We start from the raw sequence: 20,072 nt of genomic DNA, 5'->3' as shown, positions 1-20,072 counted from the left end.
GCACGGACACGCTTCGGTGGCCGAGGTCACGCTCTCATTCCGCTACCGGTCGATGCCGCGGGGGGGTGAGGATCGGAGGGGAAGGCGCCGGAGCTCCGGCGCGTGGAGTCGTGAAGGGATGACACCGTGACCGAACGTGTCGCCGTGGACATGTGGTTCGACCCGCTGTGCCCGTGGGCGTGGATCACCTCCCGCTGGCTGCTGGAGGTCGAGCAGGTCCGGGACGTGGACATCCGGTTCCACGTGATGAGCCTGTCCGTGCTCAACGAGGGCCGGGACCTGCCGGAGCAGTACCAGGATCTGATGAAGAAGGGCTGGGGCCCGGTGCGGGTCTGCATCGCCGTCGAGCAGGCGCACGGCGGGGAGACGCTGGGCAGGCTCTACACCGCGATGGGCACCCGGATCCACCTCGGCAAGGAGGAGCTGGGCCGGGAGATGCTGGCCGGCGCCCTCACCGACGTCGGCCTCGACCCGGCCCTCGCCGACGCCGCCGAGTCGACCGAGTACGACGAGGCGCTGCGGGCCAGCCACGAGGCGGGCATGCGGCCGGTCGGCACCGACGTGGGCACTCCGGTGATCCACGCCCCGGGCCCCGACGGCCGCCAGGTCGCCTTCTTCGGCCCGGTGATCACCCCGGCGCCGAAGGGCGAGGCGGCCGGCCGGCTCTGGGACGGCGTCCTGCTGGTGGCCGGCACGCCCGGCTTCTACGAGCTGAAGCGCACCCGGGAGGTCGGCCCGGTCTTCGACTGAGCCGTGCCCGACGAGCCCCGCACCGCCCCGTCACCGGGCCGGTGCGGGGCTCGTTTCACCGGGTGTCCCAGCCGGCGGCCCGCCCGGGGCCGCAGCCCGGCAGCTCCTGGAGGCGTTCCCATGGGTAAGCACCGCCACCTGTCCGACGAGGCGCCGGAGACGGCGACCGAGGACTCCGGTGCGACGTACTGGTCGGTGGCCGAGGGCGACTGGCCGGAGGTCCCGGCCGAGATGGCCGACCTGCTGGCCCCGCCGATCGTGGTCGGCGTCGCCCGGGTGGTGGCGACCTCGCGGATGACCCCGCCCGCCGACGCCGGCCTGCCGGCGTGCGCCCCCGGCGCGGTCCGCAGCAGCGCCGCGGCCGGCCGCCCCGCCCCGACCGGGACGACGACGGTCCGGCTCACCACGTCCGGCGGCTCCCGCCCGGCCGCACCGGCGTCGGGCCGCCGCCCGGCCCCCGGCCGGCACCGCACCGGCTGACCGGGGTCGCCTTTCATCTGGTGGACGGCGCGCGGGTCCCGCACCGGCGGTCCCGGCGGCGCGGGTAGCGTCAGCGGGCATGACGGTCGTGCATCCGATCGCCCGGGCCTGGATCACCACTGGCGGCACCGGCGCGCAGAACTACGACGAGTTCGCCGACGACGCGGAGATCACCGCCATCGTCGAGGCGAACCCGCACAGTGCCCTGGGCATCGAGATGCCCCACCGGGCGCCGGGAAGCCTCGGGAAGTCCTTCCTCGACGCGCTCCCCGACGCGGTGGCCCGCCTCGCCGAGGCCAAGGCGGACGGCAGCTACACGCCGGCCGAGCACGTCGTGGTCCTCTACCGGATCAGCGCGCCGGGCGAGGAGAGCGCGTACGGGCTGTTCGCCATGGTCGACACCGACCAGATCTCCACCCGGGCCGACGAGCCCGGCCTGGTGATCCGCAACGAGGACGTGTTCATCGCCAAGGTGCGGGAGCGGGTCGCCCTGGCCGAGGCGCTGGGTCACCTGCTCTCACCCGTACTCCTGCTTCAGACCGGCCGCGGCGACGAGCTGCACGCGGCGCTCACGGCGGCGACCGAGTCGGCCGGCGTCCCCGCCGCCACCGACGTGGACCAGGCCGGCCGCACGCACGCCATCTGGCTGCTCGGCCCGGGCCCGGCGCAGGACGAGCTGACCGCCCTGGCGGGCGGCGGCGAGCTGGTGGTCGCCGACGGCAACCACCGCAGCCTGGCCGCGCAGACCGGCGGCTTCCCGCGCTTCCTGTCGGTGATCACCACGCCGGCCTCGGTTGCCATCCAGCCCTACAACCGGCTGGTCAGCGAGCTGACCACCACCCCGGACGAGCTGCTCGACCGGCTCCGCGCCGCCGGTGCGGAGATCACCCCGGTCGCCGGCCCGGTCGGCGTCCCGGCGACCGGCGGTGCCGTGCACCTCCACCTCGCCGGCCAGGGGTACGCGGTGCGCCTGCCGCACGTCGGCGGCGGCCGGCTGGAGAACCTCGACCACGCCCTGGTGGAGCGGCTGGTGCTGCGCGACGCGCTCGGCCTCGACCCGGGTGACAAGCGGATCACCTACGTGGGCGGCGACTACCCGGCGAGCTGGCTCACCGGCGAGGTCGACGCGGGCCGGGCCGAGCTGGCCGTCCTCGTGGCGCCGGTGACGGTGGACGACTTCGTCGCGGTGAACCTGGCCCGCGAGAAGATGCCGCGCAAGAGCACCTGGTTCACCCCGAAGGCGCGGGCCGGGCTGGTCGTCGCCGAACTGCCGCGCTGAGCCGTGTGACGAATCCGCCTCCGTGCCGCCGCCCGCGCGCCGGCACGGGGGCGGGCCTGTCAGACTGCGCGGTATGCGCGTCTACCTGGGATCCGATCACGCCGGCTTCGAGCTGAAGGTGCACCTCGCCAACCACCTGGCCAAGCAGGGGTACGAGGTGGTCGACGTCGGCCCGCACGCCTACGACCCGGATGACGACTACCCGGCCTTCTGCCTGCACACCGGGGAGCGCGTGGTGAGCGACCCGGGCAGCCTCGGGGTCGTCATCGGCGGATCCGGCAACGGCGAGCAGATCGCCGCCAACAAGATCACCGGGGTCCGGGCGGCGCTCGCCTGGAACATCGACACCGCCCAGCTGGCCCGCGAGCACAACGACGCGAACATCATCGCGGTCGGCGCCCGGCAGCACACCCTGGACGAGGCCACCGCCCTGGTCGAGGCGTTCCTCGCCACCGCGTTCTCCGGCAACCCGCGGCACGCCCGCCGGATCGCCCAGGTCGCCGACTACGAGCAGAGCCGCGAGCTTCCCGACCTGCCCGCCTGACGCGTCGCCGACCGGCGGCACCGCCCGTCACCGCCCGGTGCGGGGGAGTTCCTCGCGGGGCACCCAGTTGCGCCGGACGACCATCACCCGGGCCTCGGCCTCGGCCAGGTCCTCGTCGCTCGGCCGGGCGGCGTCCCGCGCCCGTAGGGCGGCCGTCACGCTCACCTGCGAGGAACCCGAGCCGACCAGGCCGCGCAGCCCCCGCTCGCCCTCCTCGCCGGGCGGGCCCGCCCGCCGGCCCCGGTCCGACGACTCCAGCTCGGCGCGTCTGGCGCCGCGCGGCGACCTGGAGCCGTCGTCCGACGACTCCGGCTCGGCGCGTCTGGGGCCGCGCGGCGACCTGGAGCCGTCGTCCGACGACTCCGGCTCGGCGCGTCTGGGGCCGCGCGGCGACCTGGAGCCGTCGTCCGACTCGGCGCGTCTGCCGCCGCGCGGTGGCCCGGAGCCCTCGCCGTCGTGCACCCCGGCCGTGCTCGCGCTCGCACCCTCGGCGTCCGGCGTCCCGGCGTCGCCGTGGTGCCGCAGCCGCCGCCGGCGGCGCTCCGCATCACCCATCACCCGACCGTACCGGCGCGGCGCAGCACGCGGCAGGTGCCGGACGTCAGAAAACCTCCATGGGAGCGGGCGCGCGGTGCCAGCCGAGCGCGGGGGCCGTCGCCGCCGCCGTTCCCGGGACCAGTTCCCGCACCCGGCCGGCGGCGGTGAGCGCGGCCAGGCCGGTGCCGCCCAGGTAGAGCTCGCCGAGGGCGCGGACGTCGCACGCCAGCGCGGCCGGGGCCGAAGTGGCCGTGCACTCCGCCCCGGACGGGCCGCCGACCAGCCGCCACCGGCCGCTGTTCTCCGGCAGCAGGTCGTCGGTGACCTCGACCACGACGTCGACGTCGGTGGCGTACCGGCGGGCGGCCAGCGCGGCCGGCACGTCCACGACGCGGACCCAGAGGGCGTCGGCGAGCCGGGCGCCGAGCTGCCGCGGCTCGTCCACCAGCCGGAACAGCGGCTCGTCCACGGCGGCGATCGGGAAGGACACCCGGCGGGTCAGGTCGATGGAGAGCAGCAACCGCCACAGCGCCAGGTACGCCTCCGGCCGCGCCGCCACCACCTCGCCGACCTGGACCTCGGCGCGCGGACCGGCGTTGGCCCACTCCTCCTTCGTCCGGTAGAGCGCGTACCCGTCGAGGCCGTCGGGCCCCTCGTGCAGCAGCACCCGGCGCTCGGTGGCGCCGCCCCGCAGCCCCTTCACGTCGGCCAGCACGTAGTCCCACCAGCGCTCGTCCCGGCCCGACCAGCCGGGGCGGTCGGCGCGCACCCGCTCGTACAGCCGGGCCAGCTCGGCCCGGTGCGGCGCCGGTAGGTCCAGGCGGAGGGTGCCCTCGTCGGGCGTCGGGTCCGGCAGGCGCAGCCCGGCGGTGTCGCCGGCCAGGACGAGCCGCTGCGCGGCCAGGCCGTAGCCGAACCGGGGGTAGATCCGGCCCTCGCTGGCCCAGAGGACCGCGAGCGGCTCCCGGCCGGCGTCGCGGATCTCCCGGAGCTGCCGGCGCATCAGCCCGGTGAGCAGCCCGCGCCGGCGGTGGGTCGGCGCGACCGAGACCATGGTCACGTGCGCGGCCGGCACGCTGGCCCCGGGCACGGCCAGCTCGCGGCTGAACGCGGCCGCGTGTGCGACGGCGGTCCCGCGGTCGCGGACCAGCAGCGACCGGTCCGGTTCGAAGATCCCGCGCTCGACCTCCACCAGCTCGGGGTCGAAGCCGCCGTGGAAGGCCAGCGCCAGCAGCGCGGAGATCTCGTCGAAGTCATCGGCCCGGGGAACCAGCGCGTCCGTCATCGGGTGTGTCTAACCCATCACGTTCGCGGTCGTCACCCTATTTGCCGGCTCGCTACCCTCGGAACCGTGGCCGGCGTCGGTCGAGGGGGAGGACACGAGATGGCGGACCAGACACAACCGTGGGCCGAGCGGACGGTCGAGGTGCCGCCGCAGCCCGCCGTGGTGCCCCCGCAGCGGGACGCGTTCCGGCGCGGCGTCGCGGCGGTCGGCCAGTCCCGTACGCCCCGGACCGAGCCGTTCCCCGCCGTCGACGCGAACGACTGGACGGCCGAGTCGGCCCCCCGCCGGCCGATGGGCTGGCATGTCGCCCAGCTCCGCAAGGGCGGGGAGTGGAGCGCGGCCGGCGCGCTGTTCGCCTTCGTCTGCTGGGGCGTCTGGGCGATCTCCGGCCGGGGCGACCTGACCGCCCCGCTGCTCACCTTCGTGCTCAGCCTGCTCACCGCGACCGGCCTGTTCGCCCTGGCCCGCCTGCTCGGCCGGCTGGTCCTGGAGCGGCAGCTCGGCCGGGTGCGGCGCAGCGCCCGCGGCGCGCACCTGGTGACCGCGTTCTTCCTGGCCGGCGTGGGGGTGGCCTACCTCCAGCAGACCGAGTGGGTGGTCTCCGCCTGGAACTGGGTGACGGGCAACTGACCCGCCGTGGCCGCGGGCGGGGCGGCTGTCCGCCGCCCGCCCGCGCGCCCGGTCGCGGAACGCCGCGACGCCGGTCGTCACTCCACCAGGACGGCGCTCGCATTACCCGGCCGGGCGCGGTTCATCCGTCGCCCGGTGGGCTGAGCGGTCACTGCCCCTCGGCGTCGGCCTTCGGGGAGGCGACCCGCGCCGCCGGGTCCTCGACGCCCGGCTCGCCGCCACCCGGGGCCACCATCCCGTCGTAGTTGTAGACGGTGCCCCCGTCGTGTTGCTTCGTGGTGCGGATGTAGCGGTGGATCATGCCGTCGATCTCGATCTCCAACAGGGCCTGGTCACCCGCGTCCTGGCTGCTGCCGTCCCGGGGACCGCCCACCAGGTACGCCTTCGTGTTCGTCTCCATGTGCCAGCCGTACCCCTGGCGGGCCGGGCGGAAACGGGGACCGCACCGGCGGGCCGGGCCGTTCACCGAGCCGGGGCGCCCTTCCGGCGCGCCGACCCGATGGGCCGTTGCGCCGGCCCGGGCGCGCGGCCAGCATGACGGGATGGGCGCGTATCGATCAGCGTACGAGCGGAGCATCGCCGACCCGACCGGCTTCTGGCGGGAGGCCGCGGCGGACCTCGACTGGCACCGGGCGCCGGAGCGGATCCTCGACGACAGCGCCGCGCCGCTGTTCCGGTGGTTCCCGGACGGGGAGCTGAACACCTGCCACAACGCCCTCGACCGGCACGTGGCCGCCGGCCGGGGCGACCAGCCCGCGGTGATCCACGACAGCCCGGTCACCGGCACGGTCCGCACCCTCACCTACGCCGAGCTGCTCGCCGAGACCGCCCGGTTCGCCGGTGCGCTGCGCCGGCTCGGCGTCGGTCGGGGCGACCGGGTGCTGCTCTACCTGGCCATGGTGCCGGAGGCGGTGATCGCCATGCTGGCCTGCGCCCGGATCGGCGCGGTCCACTCGGTGGTCTTCGGCGGCTTCGCCGCCCACGAGCTGGCCGTCCGGATCGACGACGCGCGGCCGACCGTGGTGGTCGCCACCTCCTGCGGCATCGAGGTGGACCGGGTGGTGCCGTACCACCCGATCCTCGCCGCCGCGCTGGACGAGGCGACCCACGCCCCGGCGCACTGCGTGATCGTGCAGCGCCCCCAGGAGCCCGCTCCGCTGGTCGCCGGCCGCGATCTGACCTGGGACGAGGCGATGGCCGGCGCGGAGCCGGTGGAGTGCGTGCCGGTGGCCGCCACCGACCCGCTCTACGTCCTCTACACCTCCGGCACCACCGGCCGGCCCAAGGGCGTGGTCCGGGACAACGGCGGGCACGCCGTGGCGCTGCGCTGGTCGATGCGGAACGTCTACGGCATCGAGCCGGGCGACGTCTTCTGGGCCGCCTCCGACGTGGGCTGGGTGGTCGGCCACTCCTACATCGTGTACGCGCCGCTGCTCACCGGCGCGACCACGGTGCTCTACGAGGGCAAGCCGGTCGGCACCCCGGACGCCGGGGCGTTCTGGCGGGTGGTCGCCCAGCACCGGGTGGCCGCCCTGTTCACCGCCCCCACCGCGATCCGGGCGATCCGCCGGCAGGACCCGGACGGCGCCCTCCTGGCCGGGCACGACCTGAGCAGCCTGCGCACCCTGTTCCTGGCCGGTGAGCGGCTCGACCCGGACACCTGGGCGTGGGCGGGGGAGCGGCTCGGCGTGCCCGTGGTGGACAACTGGTGGCAGACCGAGACCGGCTGGCCGGTCGCGGCCAACCCGCGCGGCCTGGAGCCGCTGCCGATCAAGCCCGGCTCCCCGTCGGTGCCCGTCCCCGGGTACGACGTCCGGGTGGTCGACGGCGGCGGCCGGGAGGAGGTCCCGGCGGGCACCGACGGCTCGATCGTCATCCGGCTGCCCCTGCCGCCCGGCTGCCTGCCCACCCTGTGGGGCGACGACGAGCGCTACGTCCGCTCCTACCTGACCGCCTTCCCCGGCTACTACCTGACCGGCGACGGCGGCCGGTTCGACGACGACGGCTACCTCTACGTGATGGGCCGCACCGACGACGTGATCAACGTGGCCGGGCACCGGCTCTCCACCGGGGCCATGGAGGAGGTGCTGGCGGCGCACCCGGCGGTTGCCGAGTGCGCGGTGATCGGCGTGGCCGACCCGCTCAAGGGGCAGGTGCCCAGCGGGTACGTGGTGCTCAAGGCCGGCGCCGGTGCGGACCCGGACGCGCTCGCCGGTGAGCTGGTCGCCCTGGTCCGCCAGCGGATCGGGCCGGTGGCCGCGTTCCGCCGGGTGACCGTGGTGCCGGCGCTGCCCAAGACCCGCTCCGGGAAGATCCTTCGCCGGACCATGCGCGGGCTGGTCGAGGGGCGGGACGAGCCGGTGCCGCCGACCATCGAGGACCCGTCGGCGCTGGCGGTCTTCCGCGACCTGGGCGCTACTCCGTGACGAAGCGGTGGAGCACGAAGTCCTGCTCGGAGCCGCAGGCGACGACCTGGGTGTTCCACGAGCAGGAGTCGCCCCGGACGTCCTTCAGCTCACCGAGCTGGACCAGCTTGCCCGACTCGGCGCCCACGCCGGCCACGCTCCGGTCGTCCACCCCGCTGCCCAGCGGGTCGGCGAAGAGCAGCAGATTGCCGGCGTCGACCCGGACGGCCACCCCGTCCTCGGCGTCGAGCACCCGCCTCCCGTCCGCCGCGAAGAGCGTCGCCGCCGGCTCCGGGTAGATCCGCCGGGCCAGCACCCGCTCGCCCACCGGCACGAGCTGCGTCATGCCGGGCGCCGCCCACTTCTTGGCGCCCTGGCCCTCCTGCGCGGCCACCACCTGCGCGGTCTCGTCGTCGGAGCCGGTCACCTCCAGCAGGCAGGCCCGGTGCTCCCCGCACGGCGCCAGCGCCTTGGCCCGCCGGTCGTCGTCCTCGGCCCGGTAGAGCACGCTCGGCTGCGCCTGCTTCCCCAGGTCGTAGGCGAGCAGCCGCCCGTCGTCGCCCGCCACGTAGAGCCGGTCGTCGTGGGCGGCGACCAGGTCGTCCGGCTCGGCCACGGCCTTCCAGCGGCGGACCTCACCGCCGGAGCCGAGGTCGATGAGCCGCACCGACTTGTCGGCGCTCACCTGCACGAGTTGCTCGACCGGGCCCTGCTCCGGGTCGCGGGGCGAACCGTCGCCGTACCCGGGGCCGGACACCGCCTCGTCGCTGGTCACCGGGTGCACGCTGGTGCGGCTGTTGCCGTACTCGTCGGTGAGGTCGTTCAGCGACCACTTCTCGTCGCCGCTGCTCAGTTTGAGCCCGACGAGCCGCTTCCGTTCGCGGTCGGTGAGCGCCACCACGTCCCTGCCGACGAACATCTGGTCGTCCCCGTGCACGGTGTGCTGCCAGCGCGGCTTGCCGGACCCGCCGTCGAGCACCTCGAGCTGGCGTGGGGTGCTGCTGCCCGCGGCGTCCGCGAGCAGCGCCACGGCGCCGGGCAGCGCGACCACTCCGGCCCACTGATCGGCCGTGGTGGCGCTCTCCCCGGTCCAGAGCTTCTTGCCGGTGCCCGCCTCGACGGCCACCACCGCCAGCCGATCGTCCTCGCGCGGATAGGCCAGGTAGGCCCGGTCGCCCGCGACCGCCGTGAACATCTCCGCCGGCCGCTCGCTGGCACCCGCGACCCGGATGCCCTTGCCGAACGCCTGGAAGTCCAGCTCCGGGTGGCGGTCCCGGGTGAGGTAGAGGACGGTCGCCGTGAGCACCCCGGCCAGGGCGGCCACCGCCCCGACCGAGATCCACAGGGCCCGTCGCCGCCGGCCCCCGCCGGCCGGCGCGGCCACCGACCCGGGCGTCCCGTTCCCGGGTACGCCGGGCCAGCCCGGCCACCCGCCCGGCTGGTGCGGGATCCCGGGCCCCTGCGGGGGTACGCCCGCCGGCGAGCCGTACGGCGGCAGGGCAGGAGCCCGCGTACCCGGGGCGGGTGAGTGCGGGGCGACGGCCGTGCCGTTCTGTCCGGCGGCGACGGTGGTGCCGTCCGGCTGGTCCGCCACGGTGAGCGACATGTCGGCCGCGGTCGGCCGGTCCGCGGCGGGCAGCGGCGGCGTGCCGGCGTCGAGGAGGGTGCCGGCCGGGCCGGCGTCCGGGGTGGCCGCGGCCGGCCGACCGGCGGGGGCCGCGCCAACCGGGGCCAGCGGCAACGGCGGGGCGGCCGAGCGGTCGCGCCGCAGCGGCAGGTCGGTCAGCGCGCCCTCGGCGACGGGCAGCTCGGGCTGCTCCAGCACGGTCGGTGCGATGCCCAGCTCGGCGTGGAGCAGCCGCGCCGCCAGCGGGATCCGGGACGAGCCGCCCACCAGGAACAGCCCGGCCAGCCGCTCCGGGGTCAGCCCGGCCGCGCCGACCACCCGCCGGGTCTCGGCGACCGCCCGCCGCAGCAGCGGGGTGGCCACACCCTCCAGCTCGGCGCGGGTCAACGACACGGCGGCCGGAACCCCCGGCACCGCCACCGGCGCCGCCGTGGTGCGGGACAGCATCTCCTTCGCGCCCCGGACGTGCTCGACGAACTGCAGCCGCTCCCGCCACTGCGTGGTGTCGGCCGGCTCGCGCAGCCGCGCCCACTGCCCGGGATGCGTGGCGGCGACCCGCTCGCCGACCAGCGCGAGCAGGGCGGCGTCCAGGTCCAGCCCGCCCAGGTCGTCCAGACCCCCGCAGGAGATCACCGTGAAGCCGGAGTCACCCCACGGGTCCGCGCCCTCGTTGCGCACCACGGCGACGTCCAGCGTCCCGCCGCCGAAGTCGAAGACGGCCACCGACTCGCCGACCGGCACCGGCCGGCGCAGCACCTCGGTGTAGTAGCGCGCCGCCGCGACCGGCTCGCGCAGCAGCCGGGTCCCGGGCGGGATGGGGCCGGACAGGGTGTGCTCGGCCGCCGACGGCCAGCCGGCCAGCGCGAGCGCCTCGGCCAGCACCTGCCGCCGGTTCGCGTCCCAGGTGGCCGGGCAGGTGACCACGGCGGGCGGCAGGAAACCGAGCGCGCCGACGGCCGCCTCACCCACCGCGCGCAGCACCGCGCCGAGCAGCTCGGCCGGCGTGTGGCGGCGGTCGCCGAGCAGCACCTCCGGCTCGTCGACGCGGCGCTTCGGGTTCGGCTCGTACCGGTCGGGGTCGGCGTGGGCCAGCCGCAGCGCGTCCCGCCCGACGTGCAGGCGCCCGTCGGTGTCGGCGTACACACCGGACGGCAGGATCGGCTGACCCTCCACCAGCAACGGGCGGGTACGCCCGTCCGGCCAGCGCAACACGGCCACGGTGTTCGAGGTGCCGAGGTCCACGCCGAGGGCGAAACCGTCCTGCTGGCCTGACATCCGTCGCTACCTCCACCCGACGAGGGGATGTCCGGCCCCGCATCGTACGCAGCCCGCGCCGCCTCGTTCCGCGGTGGGCAGCGCGGGAAACCCAGGTGCGGCGCCCGGCCCGGACCGACCACCAGGACTCGATGATCGAAGCCCGCAGCGAGGCCGGGGCGGTGCCGCCGGCCGTCACCGCAACCAGCGTGCGGAACTACCGCTGGGAGGCGCCGCCCCCGGAGCTGGAGCTGACCGCGCAGTTGCGGAACGAACTGCTCCGGCTGACCGAGCCGGCCCTCGCCACCGCGGCCATCGAGCGGCTCACCGAGTGGCTGCACCGCAGCAGAGGCCCTGCCACTCAGCCGGTGTCATGATCAGGTCGACGACGCCGCCGGGCCGCTGCCACCACTCCGGCGGCCAGGACGGCGAGCGTCGCACCGGCCGCGAGCCACCAACGGCTCGGCGTTCCCGCGGGAGCGAGCGGGGCCGCGGCAGACATCGGGGCCGCTGCGGCCGTGGATGAGGTGTCCGGCAACGGGCGGATCCCGGTACACAGTCTGGTGGTGCCGCCGATCGCATTCACCCGGTACCGGGTGCCGACGCGGAAGTCGTAGCCGCAGCTGGCTTCGTTGCGGCGCACGCCCAGCCCGAGCGTGTCCCCTGTCCCGAAGCCGCCCTTCTCGACGGACTCGACCGCGAGTGTGACCCCGTTGTCCGTCACCTCCGTGACGGTGCCGACAACGGTGAGCTCGGCGCGGTCGTCCTCCTGGTCGGCGCGCAGGGCGCACGAGCAGGCCCAGGCGGGCTGCGCCGGTGCGACGGCCACGACGAGGCCGACGCCGAGGATGGCCAGAGCGAAGAGACTCGCGGCGCGCAGCTTCATGCCAGCACTGACGCGGCCGGGTGCCCCCGGGTTCTCCCAGCCGTCCTGACCGACGACGACGCGTAAGGCAATACGGTCGCCCCCAGTTCGCAGAGGAGCAGACGCCGCCGGTGAACGGCACGCGATGGCACGCAAGATCCGACAAGGGAGAGAAGCGAACGGCCCAGGTGCCGCGATCATGCGGTCCGCCTGGGCCTTCGTGGGTGGAGCGGGCGACGGGAATCGAACCCGCACCGTCAGTTTGGAAGACTGAAGCTCTGCCATTGAGCTACGCCCGCGACCGCCCCGCTCTCGCGGGACGCGCCCGACAGCCTACCGAATCCCGGAACCGGACGCGCAGTGCGTACCCGGGTGCGCCGCACGCCCCAGACCCCGCAGCTCCCACCAGTTCGGCGAGGTGGCGGCTTCCCACCGCCCGGGACCCCGCCACCTCGCCGTTCTGGGCGTGTGGCACGCCCCGGTGACCGTCCGGTGGGCCCGGACGGCATAGACTCTTCGTCGCCACGGGGTGTGGCGCAGCTTGGTAGCGCACTCGCTTTGGGAGCGAGGGGCCGTGGGTTCAAATCCCGCCACCCCGACTGTCGTTCGCGACCGGGTCGTCCGGGAACCGCCGACTTTTTCCGGGCGGTACCCGGGCGCTGCCGATGCCGCAGGCCGGCTCGCCTACACTCGATGCGCGCAAACACGCCCAGACTCAACTGAGATCCGTCAAGGAGTACGCCTGTGAAGAGCACCGTCGAGACTCTGAGCCCGACGCGCGTGCGGCTCGCCATCGAGGTGCCGTTCGTCGAGCTCGAGCCGAGCCTCAGGAAGGCGTACCGGGAGATCGGCCAGCAGGTCCAGGTTCCCGGCTTCCGCCGGGGCAAGGTTCCCTCCGCCGTGATCGACCAGCGGGTGGGCCGGGGCACCGTCCTCAACGAGGCGGTGCAGGAGGCCATCCCGCAGAACATCCTGGCCGCGGTCCGGGAGCACGACCTGAAGACGCTCGGCCGCCCGGAGGTTGAGATCACCGAGTTCAACGACGGTGACTCGCTCAACTTCACCGCCGAGGTCGACGTTCGTCCGGAGATCATCCTGCCGGACCCGGCCACCATCGAGGTGACCGTCGACGAGGTCCAGATCGCCGACAGCGAGATCGACGAGCAGGTCAACAGCCTGCGCGAGCGGTTCGCCACGCTGAAGACCGTCGAGCGGGCCGCCCAGGAGGGCGACTACGTCCAGATCGACCTGAACGCGACCGTCGACGGCGAGGACGTGCCGGGCGGGCAGGCGAGCAACATCTCGCACGAGGTCGGCAGCAAGCAGCTCCTGCCGGGCCTGGACGAGGCGCTGGTCGGCCTGGCCGCCGGCGACAGCACCACCTTCTCCACGCAGCTGGTCGGCGGCGACTACGCCGGCCGGGACGCCGACGTGGCGGTGACCGTGCGCACGGTCAAGGAGAAGGAGCTTCCCGAGCTCAACGACGACTTCGCCCAGCTGGCCAGCGAGTTCGACACGATCGAGGAGCTGCGGAACGACCTGCGGGAGCGGGTCAGCCGCGGCAAGCAGGTCGAGCAGATCTACGCCGCCCGGGACAAGGCCCTGGAGCAGATGGTCGCCACCGCCGAGGTGCCGGCGCCCGAGGGTGTCGTCAAGGAGGAGGTCGAGAGCCGCAAGGCCGCGATGGTCGACCAGCTCGAGCGCATCGGCGCCTCCCTGGAGGAGTACCTCGCCGCGGAGGAGAAGACCGAGGAGCAGATCGACACCGAGCTGACCGAGGCCGCGACCGAGGGCGTCAAGATCCAGCTTCTGCTGGACACCCTGGCCGACGCCGAGGACGTCCAGGTCTCCGACGACGAGTTCGGTCACGAGATCGTCCACCGCGCCCAGCGTGCCGGGATGGCCCCGCAGCAGTACTACGACCAGCTGGTCCGCTCCGGCGCCGCGCAGGCCGTCTTCGGCGACGTCCGCCGGGGCAAGGCGCTCGCCGCCGTGATGGAGAAGATCAAGATCAAGGACTCGGCGGGCAACGAGGTCACCCTCGACGCGCTGCGGGCCCAGAACGAGGCCGAGCACGACCACCAGCACTGATCATCCGGTGTCGGCCGCCGTCCCGCGCTGTGCGCCGGGCGGCGGCCGAAACCCTTTTCCGGGTACGCCCAGAGGGTGACTGCGCTGAGAGCGAACAGTGCCCCGACCGGGAGTACGCCTCCCGGCTGAGCGGTTAGTGTCGGGTAGGACGGTACGGAGAGCGAAGGGCTGCCATGACCGACATGCACATCCCCAAGAAGTCGCTCCGGGCGATCGAGGCCCGTGGTGGCGACTCCATTGGCAACCTCGACGACTCGGTCTACAACCGGTTGCTCAAGGAGCGGATCATCTTCCTGGGCAGCGAGGTGACCGACCAGGTCGCCAACCGCATCTGCGCGCAGCTCCTGCTGCTCGCGGCGGAGGACCCGGACCGCGACATCAACCTCTGGATCAACTCGCCGGGTGGCTCGGTCTACTCCGGCATGGCGATCTACGACACCATGCAGTTCATCGACAACGACGTGTCGACCGTGGCCATGGGCATGGCCGCGTCGATGGGCCAGCTCCTGCTCTGCGCGGGCACCAAGGGCAAGCGCTACGCCCTGCCGCACGCGCGGATCATGATGCACCAGCCCTCCGGTGGCCTCGGCGGCACCGCGTCGGACATCGCGATCCAGGCCGAGCAGATGCTCTACACGAAGCGGATGTTCCAGGAGCGGGTCGCCCACCACACGGGCCAGAGCCAGGCGCAGATCGAGGCGGACTCGGACCGGGACCGCTGGTTCACCGCCCAGGAGGCCATGGACTACGGCTTCATCGACAAGGTGATCATCGGGGCCGCCCAGGTTCCGGATGGCGCCGGGACCCTGAGCTGAGGAGCTGACGATGACCGACCTGAGCCTGCCGCCCCAGTTCGCGGCCGTGCACAACCGCTACGTGCTGCCGTCGTTCGTCGAGCGCACGTCGTACGGGATGAAGGAGTCCAACCCGTACAACAAGCTCTTCGAGGACCGGATCATCTTCCTCGGCGTCCAGGTGGACGACGCGTCGGCCAACGACGTGATGGCCCAGCTGCTGACGCTGGAGGGCACCGACCCGGACCGCGACATCATCATGTACATCAACTCGCCGGGTGGTTCGTTCACCGCCATGACGGCGATCTACGACACCATGCAGTACGTCCGCCCGGACATCCAGACCGTCTGCCTGGGCCAGGCGGCCAGCGCGGCGGCGGTGCTGCTCTCGGCGGGCACCCCGGGCAAGCGGATGGCGCTGCCCAACTCCCGGATCATCATCCACCAGCCGGCCACCGAGGGCGGCTACGGGCAGGGGTCGGACATCGAGATCCAGGCCCGGGAGATCCTGCGGATGCGGACGCAGCTGGAGGACATGCTGTCCCGGCACTGCAACCGCCCCATCGAGCAGGTCCGCAAGGACATCGACCGTGACAAGATCATGACGGCCGAGGAGTCCAAGGAGTACGGGCTGGTCGACACCATCCTGACCAGCCGCAAGAAGGGTCTGCTGGCGTCCCACGCCGCCAGCTGAGCAGTGTGCGGTCGGAGGTCGGTCGGGATATCGTTCCTGGCCGACCTCTGACACACCCGTTTTGGGGGTCGGAGAAACCTCCGACAGCGGGTAACGTCGGGTCTGTGCCGCTTCGTTGGGTCGGACCGGCGAGGTGGGACGAGGGGACGGACGGGCGCGCGGCGCCCGCAGGTCAGGGGCCGGCGCACCGGCCGACGAGTGCAGGGAGAACGTAGGTGGCACGGATCGGTGACGGCGGCGACCTACTGAAGTGCTCCTTCTGTGGCAAGTCGCAGAAGCAGGTCAAGAAGCTCATTGCAGGCCCCGGGGTCTACATCTGCGACGAGTGCATCGATCTCTGCAACGAGATCATCGAGGAGGAGCTGGCCGAGTCCGGCGAGGTGAAGTGGGAAGAGCTTCCCAAGCCGATGGAGATCTGCCAGTTCCTCGACAACTACGTCGTCGGCCAGGAGCAGGCCAAGAAGGCGCTCGCCGTCGCGGTCTACAACCACTACAAGCGGATCCAGGCCGAGGCGGCCGGCGCACCGGGTTCGGGCAGCGACGGCGTCGAGCTGGCCAAGTCCAACATCCTGCTGCTCGGCCCGACCGGGTGTGGCAAGACCCACCTGGCGCAGACGCTGGCCCGGATGCTGAACGTCCCGTTCGCGATCGCCGACGCGACGGCGCTCACCGAGGCGGGCTACGTCGGCGAGGACGTGGAGAACATCCTCCTCAAGCTGATCCAGGCCGCCGACTACGACATCAAGCGCGCCGAGACCGGGATCATCTACATCGACGAGGTCGACAAGATCGCCCGGAAGTCGGAGAACCCGTCGATCACGCGGGACGTCTCCGGTGAGGGCGTGCAGCAGGCGCTGTTGAAGATGCTGGAAGGCACGGTGGCCAACGTGCCGCCGCAGGGCGGGCGCAAGCACCCGCACCAGGAGTTCATCCAGATCGACACCACCAACGTGCTGTTCATCTGCGGTGGCGCCTTCGCCGGCCTCGACCAGATCATCGAGGCCCGCACGGGCTCCGGCGGCACCGGCTTCGGCGCCCGGCTCCGGTCGGTGTCGGAGCGGTCGACCGACGACATCTTCAGCCAGGTCATGCCGGAGGACATGCTCAAGTTCGGGCTGATCCCCGAGTTCATCGGCCGGCTTCCGGTGATCACCAACGTGCGCAGTCTCGACCGCAGCGCGCTGGTCCGCATCCTCACCGAGCCGCGCAACGCCCTGGTCCGGCAATATCAGCGCCTCTTCGAGCTGGACGGCGTCGAGCTGGAGTTCGAGCAGCCCGCGCTGGAGGCCATCGCCGACCAGGCCATGCTCCGCGGCACCGGCGCCCGCGGCCTGCGGGCGATCATGGAAGAGGTCCTGCTCTCCGTGATGTACGAGGTGCCGAGCAACCCCGACGCCGCCCGGGTGCTGATCACCCGCGAGGTCGTCCTGGAGAACGTCAACCCGACGATCGTGCCCCGCGAGTTCACCGGCCGGCGGGCCCGCCGGGACCGCGAGGAGAAGTCGGCCTGACCGCCACCGCGACCGCGCCCGGGTCAGCTCGGGCGCGGTCCGCGTGACCGGGTCCGCCGGTCCCACTCGCCCGACGGGGTGACCGCCACCATCACCAGCCGCGCCGGCTCGTCGCCCGCGGCGCGGTAGCCGTGCTCGCGGTCGGCGTGGAACTCGACGGTCTCGCCGGCGCGTACCTCGTGGTCGACGCCGTCGACGGTGACCGTCACGGTCCCGGCCAGCACGTGCAGCACCTCCCGGGTGCCGCGGGGATGGTCGGGGGAGTGGTGGGCCTCCCCGGGCTCCAACCGCCAGTCCCAGAGTTCGACCAGGTCCGGCTCGCCGAGCCCGCTGAGCAGCCGCGCTGTGCCGCCGTGCTCGCCCCGCCACATCACCGGTGCGTCGCCGGCCCGGGAGACCCGTACGGTGCTCTCCTCGACCGGCTCCAGCAGCCGGGCGATGTTGACGCCGAACGCGTCGGCCACCCGGCAGAGGGTGCCGACGCTCGGGTTGGTCCGCGCCCCCTCGATCTGCACGAGCATGCCCTTGCTCACCCCGGAGCGGCCGGCCAGCTCCTCGAAGGACCAGCCGCGGGCGGCCCGCAGCTCGCGTACCTGTCGGGCCACCGCGGAGGTCACCGCGCCCACCCGCGCTCCGGCGTCGGTCATCACACTATCCTTCACGGTCAATATTGTGGTACGACTGCCTGATGTTCCCCATTGTGCTCGCGGCGGTCTCCGCGGTCGCGTTCGGCACGGCCGACTTCTCCGGCGGCAAGGCGTCCCGGCACGCCGACCCGATCGCGGTGACCGTGGTGTCGCAACTGCTCAGCGTCCCGCTGCTGCTCGCTCTCGTGCTGATCGTGCCGGGCACGCCCGGCCCGCTCGACCTGGCGTGGGGGCTGCTCGCCGGCGTGGCCGGGGCGGCCGGCGTCATGCTGCTCTACAAGGCCCTGGCCGGCGGCGTGATGGCGGTCGTGGCCCCGGTCACCGCGATCACCGCCGCGGTCGTGCCGATCGTCGCCGGGCTGGTCACCGCCCACTCGCCGGGCGCTCTCGCGCTGGCCGGCGCCGGGCTCGCCGTCGTGGCCATCGCGCTGGTCAGCTTCGGGGAGGGTGGTGCCACCGGCCGGGTGTCCGGCCGGCTGATCGGCATGGCGCTCGCCGCCGGGCTGCTCTTCGGGATCTTCTTCGCGCTGCTCGGTCAGGCGGACGAGGGCGCCGGCATGTGGCCGGTGGCCGCGGTACGGGTCAGCTCGATCGCCTTCGGCCTGGCGCTCGCCCGGCGCACCGGCGTACGCCTGCGGCTCGAACCGCGGGTGCTCCGCTGGGCCGCGGCGGCCGGACTGCTGGACTCGGCGGCCAACGCGCTGTTCCTCGCCGCCGCCGGCCGGGGGCACCTCAGCGTGGTGGCCGCCATCGCCGCGCTCTATCCGGCGAGCACCGTGCTGCTCGCGCTCGCGGTCGACCGGGAACGGCTCCGCCCGGTGCAACTGGCCGGGCTCGGCTTCGCCGCCGGCGCGCTCGTCCTGGCGAGCATCTGAGCCCTGTCGCCGCCCGCCGTCCGACCGTACGCTGAGCCTCATGCGCGTCGCCGTCTGTCAGCTCAACACCCGTGCGGACCGGACCGCGAACCTCGCCGCCGCGGAGGCCCTGCTGGGCAGGGCCGCGGCGGCCGGCGCGGATCTCGCCGTTCTCCCGGAGTACGTCGACTACCTCGGCCCCGCGGCCGACATGCCGCCGGCCGAACCGGTCGACGGGGTGGTGGGCCGGTTCTTCGCCGATGCCGCCCGCCGGCTCGGCATGTGGGTGATCGCCGGCTCGTTCCACGAGGCCGGGCCGGACCCCGAGCACACCTGGAACACGTCGCTGGTCTTCGACCGCGACGGCGCGCTCGCCGCCAGCTACCGGAAGATCCACCTGTACGACGTGCAGATTCCCGGCCGCGTGTCCTATCACGAGTCCGCCACCGTGGCGCCGGGCGAGAAGCCCGTGGTGGTCGACGTCGAGGGCCTCCGGGTCGGCCTGTCGATCTGCTACGACCTCCGGTTCCCCGAGCTCTACCGGCAACTGGCCGTCGACGGCGGCGCGGAGCTGCTCGTGGTGCCGGCCGCGTTCATGATGCACACCGGGCGCGACCACTGGGAGGTGCTGCTCCGGGCCCGGGCCATCGAGAACCAGTGCTTCGTGGCGGCCGCCGGCCAGACCGGTGACCACGAGCCGGGGCGGACCTGCTTCGGGCGCAGCATGGTGGTGGACCCGTGGGGGACCGTGCTCACCCAGGTCGCCGACGGGCCGGGCGTGGCCGTCACCGACCTGGACCGGGACCGGCTGCGGACGATCCGTGTCGAGCTGCCGAGCCTCGCCAACCGGCGGCTCTGACTTCTCCCGCCCTCCGCGTCAGCCCTCCAGGAGCACCCCGACGACCGTGAAGCCGGCGATGGCCACTGCGGTGACGAGCAGCGCCGTGGTCATCCGTGAGGGGCCACGCCGGACGAGACGTCCCACCGACGCCAGGACGACGGCGAGCACGAAGGCGCCGATGACCACCTGCCAGAACGGCAGCAGGAGCCCGAGCAGGGCTTCCTCGGCGAGCGTCTCCGCCGGGAACCGCGACACGTCATCCATGTCGACCACTCTGGCACGGATGAGCCGGCGGTGGTCCCGCCCGAACCGGGCCGTCTGCCGGCTCGGGTGCCCGCGGCCGCACCAAGGACAGTGACGATCACTGATTTGCCTTCTCGGAGCCTCCGGCGTAACTTTCTCTCTGCACGCGGGAGGCCGGACAAACCGGCCGAGAACGGGCGCCAGGCTGGTGGCGGCGACGCCGAGCCAGACTGAGAATCCGGGCGGTGCGAGACACTCCGAGAACACGGGGTTGCGGTCGCGAAGCCGACCGGGTAGAGTTCGAAAGCCGGCAGGGAGCCGGGCGGGTGGCCGCGAAAGCGGCGATCGGCCGGTCCGCCGGAACCCACGACAGCAACGACCGCCGGATATGGCGTGCGTCAGCGTGGGTTGGACCGAACCAAGTTGATCACCTCGAAGACGAGGTTGACAGCGAGAGTCGGGCCGGGTAAGTTAGAGAGGTTGCCCCGGACGGGGTCCTGCTGGTGCGGGGTTCCGGTTGGTGTGTGGTTGTTCTTTGAGAACTCAACAGGGTGCTTGATAAGCCAGTGCCAAATTGATTTATACCCCGGACTGGTCAGGCTTTGGTCTGATTCGGTTGGGATTCCTTTGGCAACACTTTTGTTGTCAGGATGATTGTTCAGCAAAGATTTTTGTTGGAGAGTTTGATCCTGGCTCAGGACGAACGCTGGCGGCGTGCTTAACACATGCAAGTCGAGCGGA

At 73.3% G+C, this 20,072-nt stretch carries 19 protein-coding genes, 2 tRNA genes, 1 rRNA gene and 1 pseudogene; 15 read left to right on the top strand and 8 right to left on the bottom strand.

Features of this window, described 5'->3' with window-relative positions:
• Positions 1 to 126: 126 nt before the first annotated feature.
• The 4 genes from F8274_RS08750 (at position 127) to F8274_RS08735 (ending at position 3,053) form a co-directional block, all read left to right on the top strand.
• Positions 127 to 750, top strand: coding sequence for a DsbA family protein (locus F8274_RS08750; protein ID WP_151461778.1), 624 nt, complete (start codon positions 127 to 129; stop codon positions 748 to 750).
• A gap of 120 nt (positions 751 to 870) precedes the next feature.
• Entirely contained in the window at positions 871 to 1,230 is a 360-nt protein-coding gene (locus F8274_RS08745; protein ID WP_151461777.1) for a hypothetical protein, read from the top strand.
• A gap of 79 nt (positions 1,231 to 1,309) precedes the next feature.
• Positions 1,310 to 2,509: a DUF1015 family protein gene (locus F8274_RS08740; RefSeq protein ID WP_151461776.1), complete on the top strand. Its 1,200-nt coding sequence runs from the start codon at positions 1,310 to 1,312 to the stop codon at positions 2,507 to 2,509.
• Between the two features lie 73 nt (positions 2,510 to 2,582).
• On the top strand, positions 2,583 to 3,053 hold the full coding sequence (locus tag F8274_RS08735; protein ID WP_151461775.1) for a ribose-5-phosphate isomerase: 471 nt from the start codon (positions 2,583 to 2,585) through the stop codon (positions 3,051 to 3,053).
• 27 nt (positions 3,054 to 3,080) lie between these two features.
• Here F8274_RS08735 and F8274_RS31815 read toward each other — a convergent pair.
• Together F8274_RS31815 and F8274_RS08725 are read right to left on the bottom strand one after the other, a co-directional pair.
• Positions 3,081 to 3,377, bottom strand: a pseudogene (locus tag F8274_RS31815) (hypothetical protein); the annotation flags it as partial.
• A gap of 277 nt (positions 3,378 to 3,654) precedes the next feature.
• Positions 3,655 to 4,875: a GNAT family N-acetyltransferase gene (locus tag F8274_RS08725; RefSeq protein WP_151461773.1), complete on the bottom strand. Its 1,221-nt coding sequence runs from the start codon at positions 4,873 to 4,875 to the stop codon at positions 3,655 to 3,657.
• Between the two features lie 99 nt (positions 4,876 to 4,974).
• Here F8274_RS08725 and F8274_RS08720 point away from each other — a divergent pair, with 99 nt between their 5' ends.
• The gene (locus F8274_RS08720) at positions 4,975 to 5,505 is read left to right on the top strand and encodes a hypothetical protein (protein WP_151461772.1); all 531 of its coding nucleotides are present in this window, start codon (positions 4,975 to 4,977) and stop codon (positions 5,503 to 5,505) included.
• Between the two features lie 148 nt (positions 5,506 to 5,653).
• On the opposite strand, the gene F8274_RS08715 is transcribed toward F8274_RS08720, so the two are convergent.
• Entirely contained in the window at positions 5,654 to 5,905 is a 252-nt protein-coding gene (locus tag F8274_RS08715) for a hypothetical protein (protein WP_151461771.1), read from the bottom strand.
• Between the two features lie 142 nt (positions 5,906 to 6,047).
• On the opposite strand from F8274_RS08715, the gene F8274_RS08710 reads away from it, so the two are divergent.
• Complete coding sequence (locus tag F8274_RS08710; RefSeq protein ID WP_151461770.1) at positions 6,048 to 7,931, top strand: propionyl-CoA synthetase; 1,884 nt, start codon at positions 6,048 to 6,050, stop codon at positions 7,929 to 7,931.
• On the opposite strand, the gene F8274_RS08705 is transcribed toward F8274_RS08710, so the two are convergent.
• Entirely contained in the window at positions 7,921 to 10,812 is a 2,892-nt protein-coding gene (locus tag F8274_RS08705) for an Hsp70 family protein (RefSeq protein ID WP_151461769.1), read from the bottom strand. The two genes, F8274_RS08710 and F8274_RS08705, sit on opposite strands and share 11 nt — an antisense overlap.
• Before the next feature lie 131 nt (positions 10,813 to 10,943).
• On the opposite strand from F8274_RS08705, the gene F8274_RS08700 reads away from it, so the two are divergent.
• Complete coding sequence (locus tag F8274_RS08700; RefSeq protein ID WP_151461768.1) at positions 10,944 to 11,168, top strand: hypothetical protein; 225 nt, start codon at positions 10,944 to 10,946, stop codon at positions 11,166 to 11,168.
• Here the strand turns inward: F8274_RS08700 and F8274_RS08695 are convergent.
• Together F8274_RS08695 and F8274_RS08690 are read right to left on the bottom strand one after the other, a co-directional pair.
• Entirely contained in the window at positions 11,153 to 11,677 is a 525-nt protein-coding gene (locus F8274_RS08695) for a hypothetical protein (RefSeq protein ID WP_151461767.1), read from the bottom strand. The two genes, F8274_RS08700 and F8274_RS08695, sit on opposite strands and share 16 nt — an antisense overlap.
• Before the next feature lie 204 nt (positions 11,678 to 11,881).
• Positions 11,882 to 11,955 (bottom strand) — tRNA-Gly (locus tag F8274_RS08690).
• A gap of 226 nt (positions 11,956 to 12,181) precedes the next feature.
• Between F8274_RS08690 and F8274_RS08685 the strand changes: the two genes are divergently transcribed.
• The 5 genes from F8274_RS08685 (at position 12,182) to clpX (ending at position 16,746) form a co-directional block, all read left to right on the top strand.
• Positions 12,182 to 12,255: transfer RNA gene (locus tag F8274_RS08685), tRNA-Pro, on the top strand.
• Positions 12,256 to 12,400: 145 nt separating this feature from the next.
• Positions 12,401 to 13,747 carry a trigger factor gene (gene tig, locus F8274_RS08680; RefSeq protein ID WP_151461766.1) on the top strand — a complete coding sequence of 449 codons (1,347 nt, stop codon included), beginning with the start codon at positions 12,401 to 12,403 and terminating at the stop codon, positions 13,745 to 13,747.
• Positions 13,748 to 13,920: 173 nt separating this feature from the next.
• On the top strand, positions 13,921 to 14,562 hold the full coding sequence (locus tag F8274_RS08675; protein WP_088960728.1) for an ATP-dependent Clp protease proteolytic subunit: 642 nt from the start codon (positions 13,921 to 13,923) through the stop codon (positions 14,560 to 14,562).
• Between the two features lie 10 nt (positions 14,563 to 14,572).
• Positions 14,573 to 15,235, top strand: coding sequence for an ATP-dependent Clp protease proteolytic subunit (locus F8274_RS08670; protein ID WP_091269636.1), 663 nt, complete (start codon positions 14,573 to 14,575; stop codon positions 15,233 to 15,235).
• Positions 15,236 to 15,450: 215 nt separating this feature from the next.
• The gene (gene clpX, locus F8274_RS08665; RefSeq protein WP_091319119.1) at positions 15,451 to 16,746 is read left to right on the top strand and encodes an ATP-dependent Clp protease ATP-binding subunit ClpX; all 1,296 of its coding nucleotides are present in this window, start codon (positions 15,451 to 15,453) and stop codon (positions 16,744 to 16,746) included.
• A 23-nt stretch (positions 16,747 to 16,769) separates the two neighbouring features.
• Here clpX and F8274_RS08660 read toward each other — a convergent pair whose 3' ends face one another.
• Positions 16,770 to 17,393 carry a helix-turn-helix domain-containing protein gene (locus tag F8274_RS08660; RefSeq protein WP_151461765.1) on the bottom strand — a complete coding sequence of 208 codons (624 nt, stop codon included), beginning with the start codon at positions 17,391 to 17,393 and terminating at the stop codon, positions 16,770 to 16,772.
• A 41-nt stretch (positions 17,394 to 17,434) separates the two neighbouring features.
• Between F8274_RS08660 and F8274_RS08655 the strand changes: the two genes are divergently transcribed.
• Together F8274_RS08655 and F8274_RS08650 are read left to right on the top strand one after the other, a co-directional pair.
• Positions 17,435 to 18,268: an EamA family transporter gene (locus tag F8274_RS08655; protein ID WP_151461764.1), complete on the top strand. Its 834-nt coding sequence runs from the start codon at positions 17,435 to 17,437 to the stop codon at positions 18,266 to 18,268.
• Between the two features lie 40 nt (positions 18,269 to 18,308).
• Positions 18,309 to 19,106: a carbon-nitrogen hydrolase family protein gene (locus F8274_RS08650; protein WP_151461763.1), complete on the top strand. Its 798-nt coding sequence runs from the start codon at positions 18,309 to 18,311 to the stop codon at positions 19,104 to 19,106.
• 18 nt (positions 19,107 to 19,124) lie between these two features.
• Here the strand turns inward: F8274_RS08650 and F8274_RS08645 are convergent, their stop codons facing one another.
• Positions 19,125 to 19,352 (bottom strand): hypothetical protein, encoded by a 228-nt coding sequence (locus F8274_RS08645; protein WP_151461762.1) that lies wholly within the window; start codon positions 19,350 to 19,352, stop codon positions 19,125 to 19,127.
• 650 nt (positions 19,353 to 20,002) lie between these two features.
• Between F8274_RS08645 and F8274_RS08640 the strand changes: the two genes are divergently transcribed.
• Positions 20,003 to 20,072: ribosomal RNA gene (locus tag F8274_RS08640) — 16S ribosomal RNA — on the top strand; the annotation flags it as partial.

Origin of the sequence: Micromonospora sp. AMSO31t (assembly GCF_008868175.1) — a bacterium.
GTDB lineage: Bacteria > Actinomycetota > Actinomycetes > Mycobacteriales > Micromonosporaceae > Micromonospora.
This window is presented reverse-complemented; position numbering and strand designations above follow the sequence as displayed.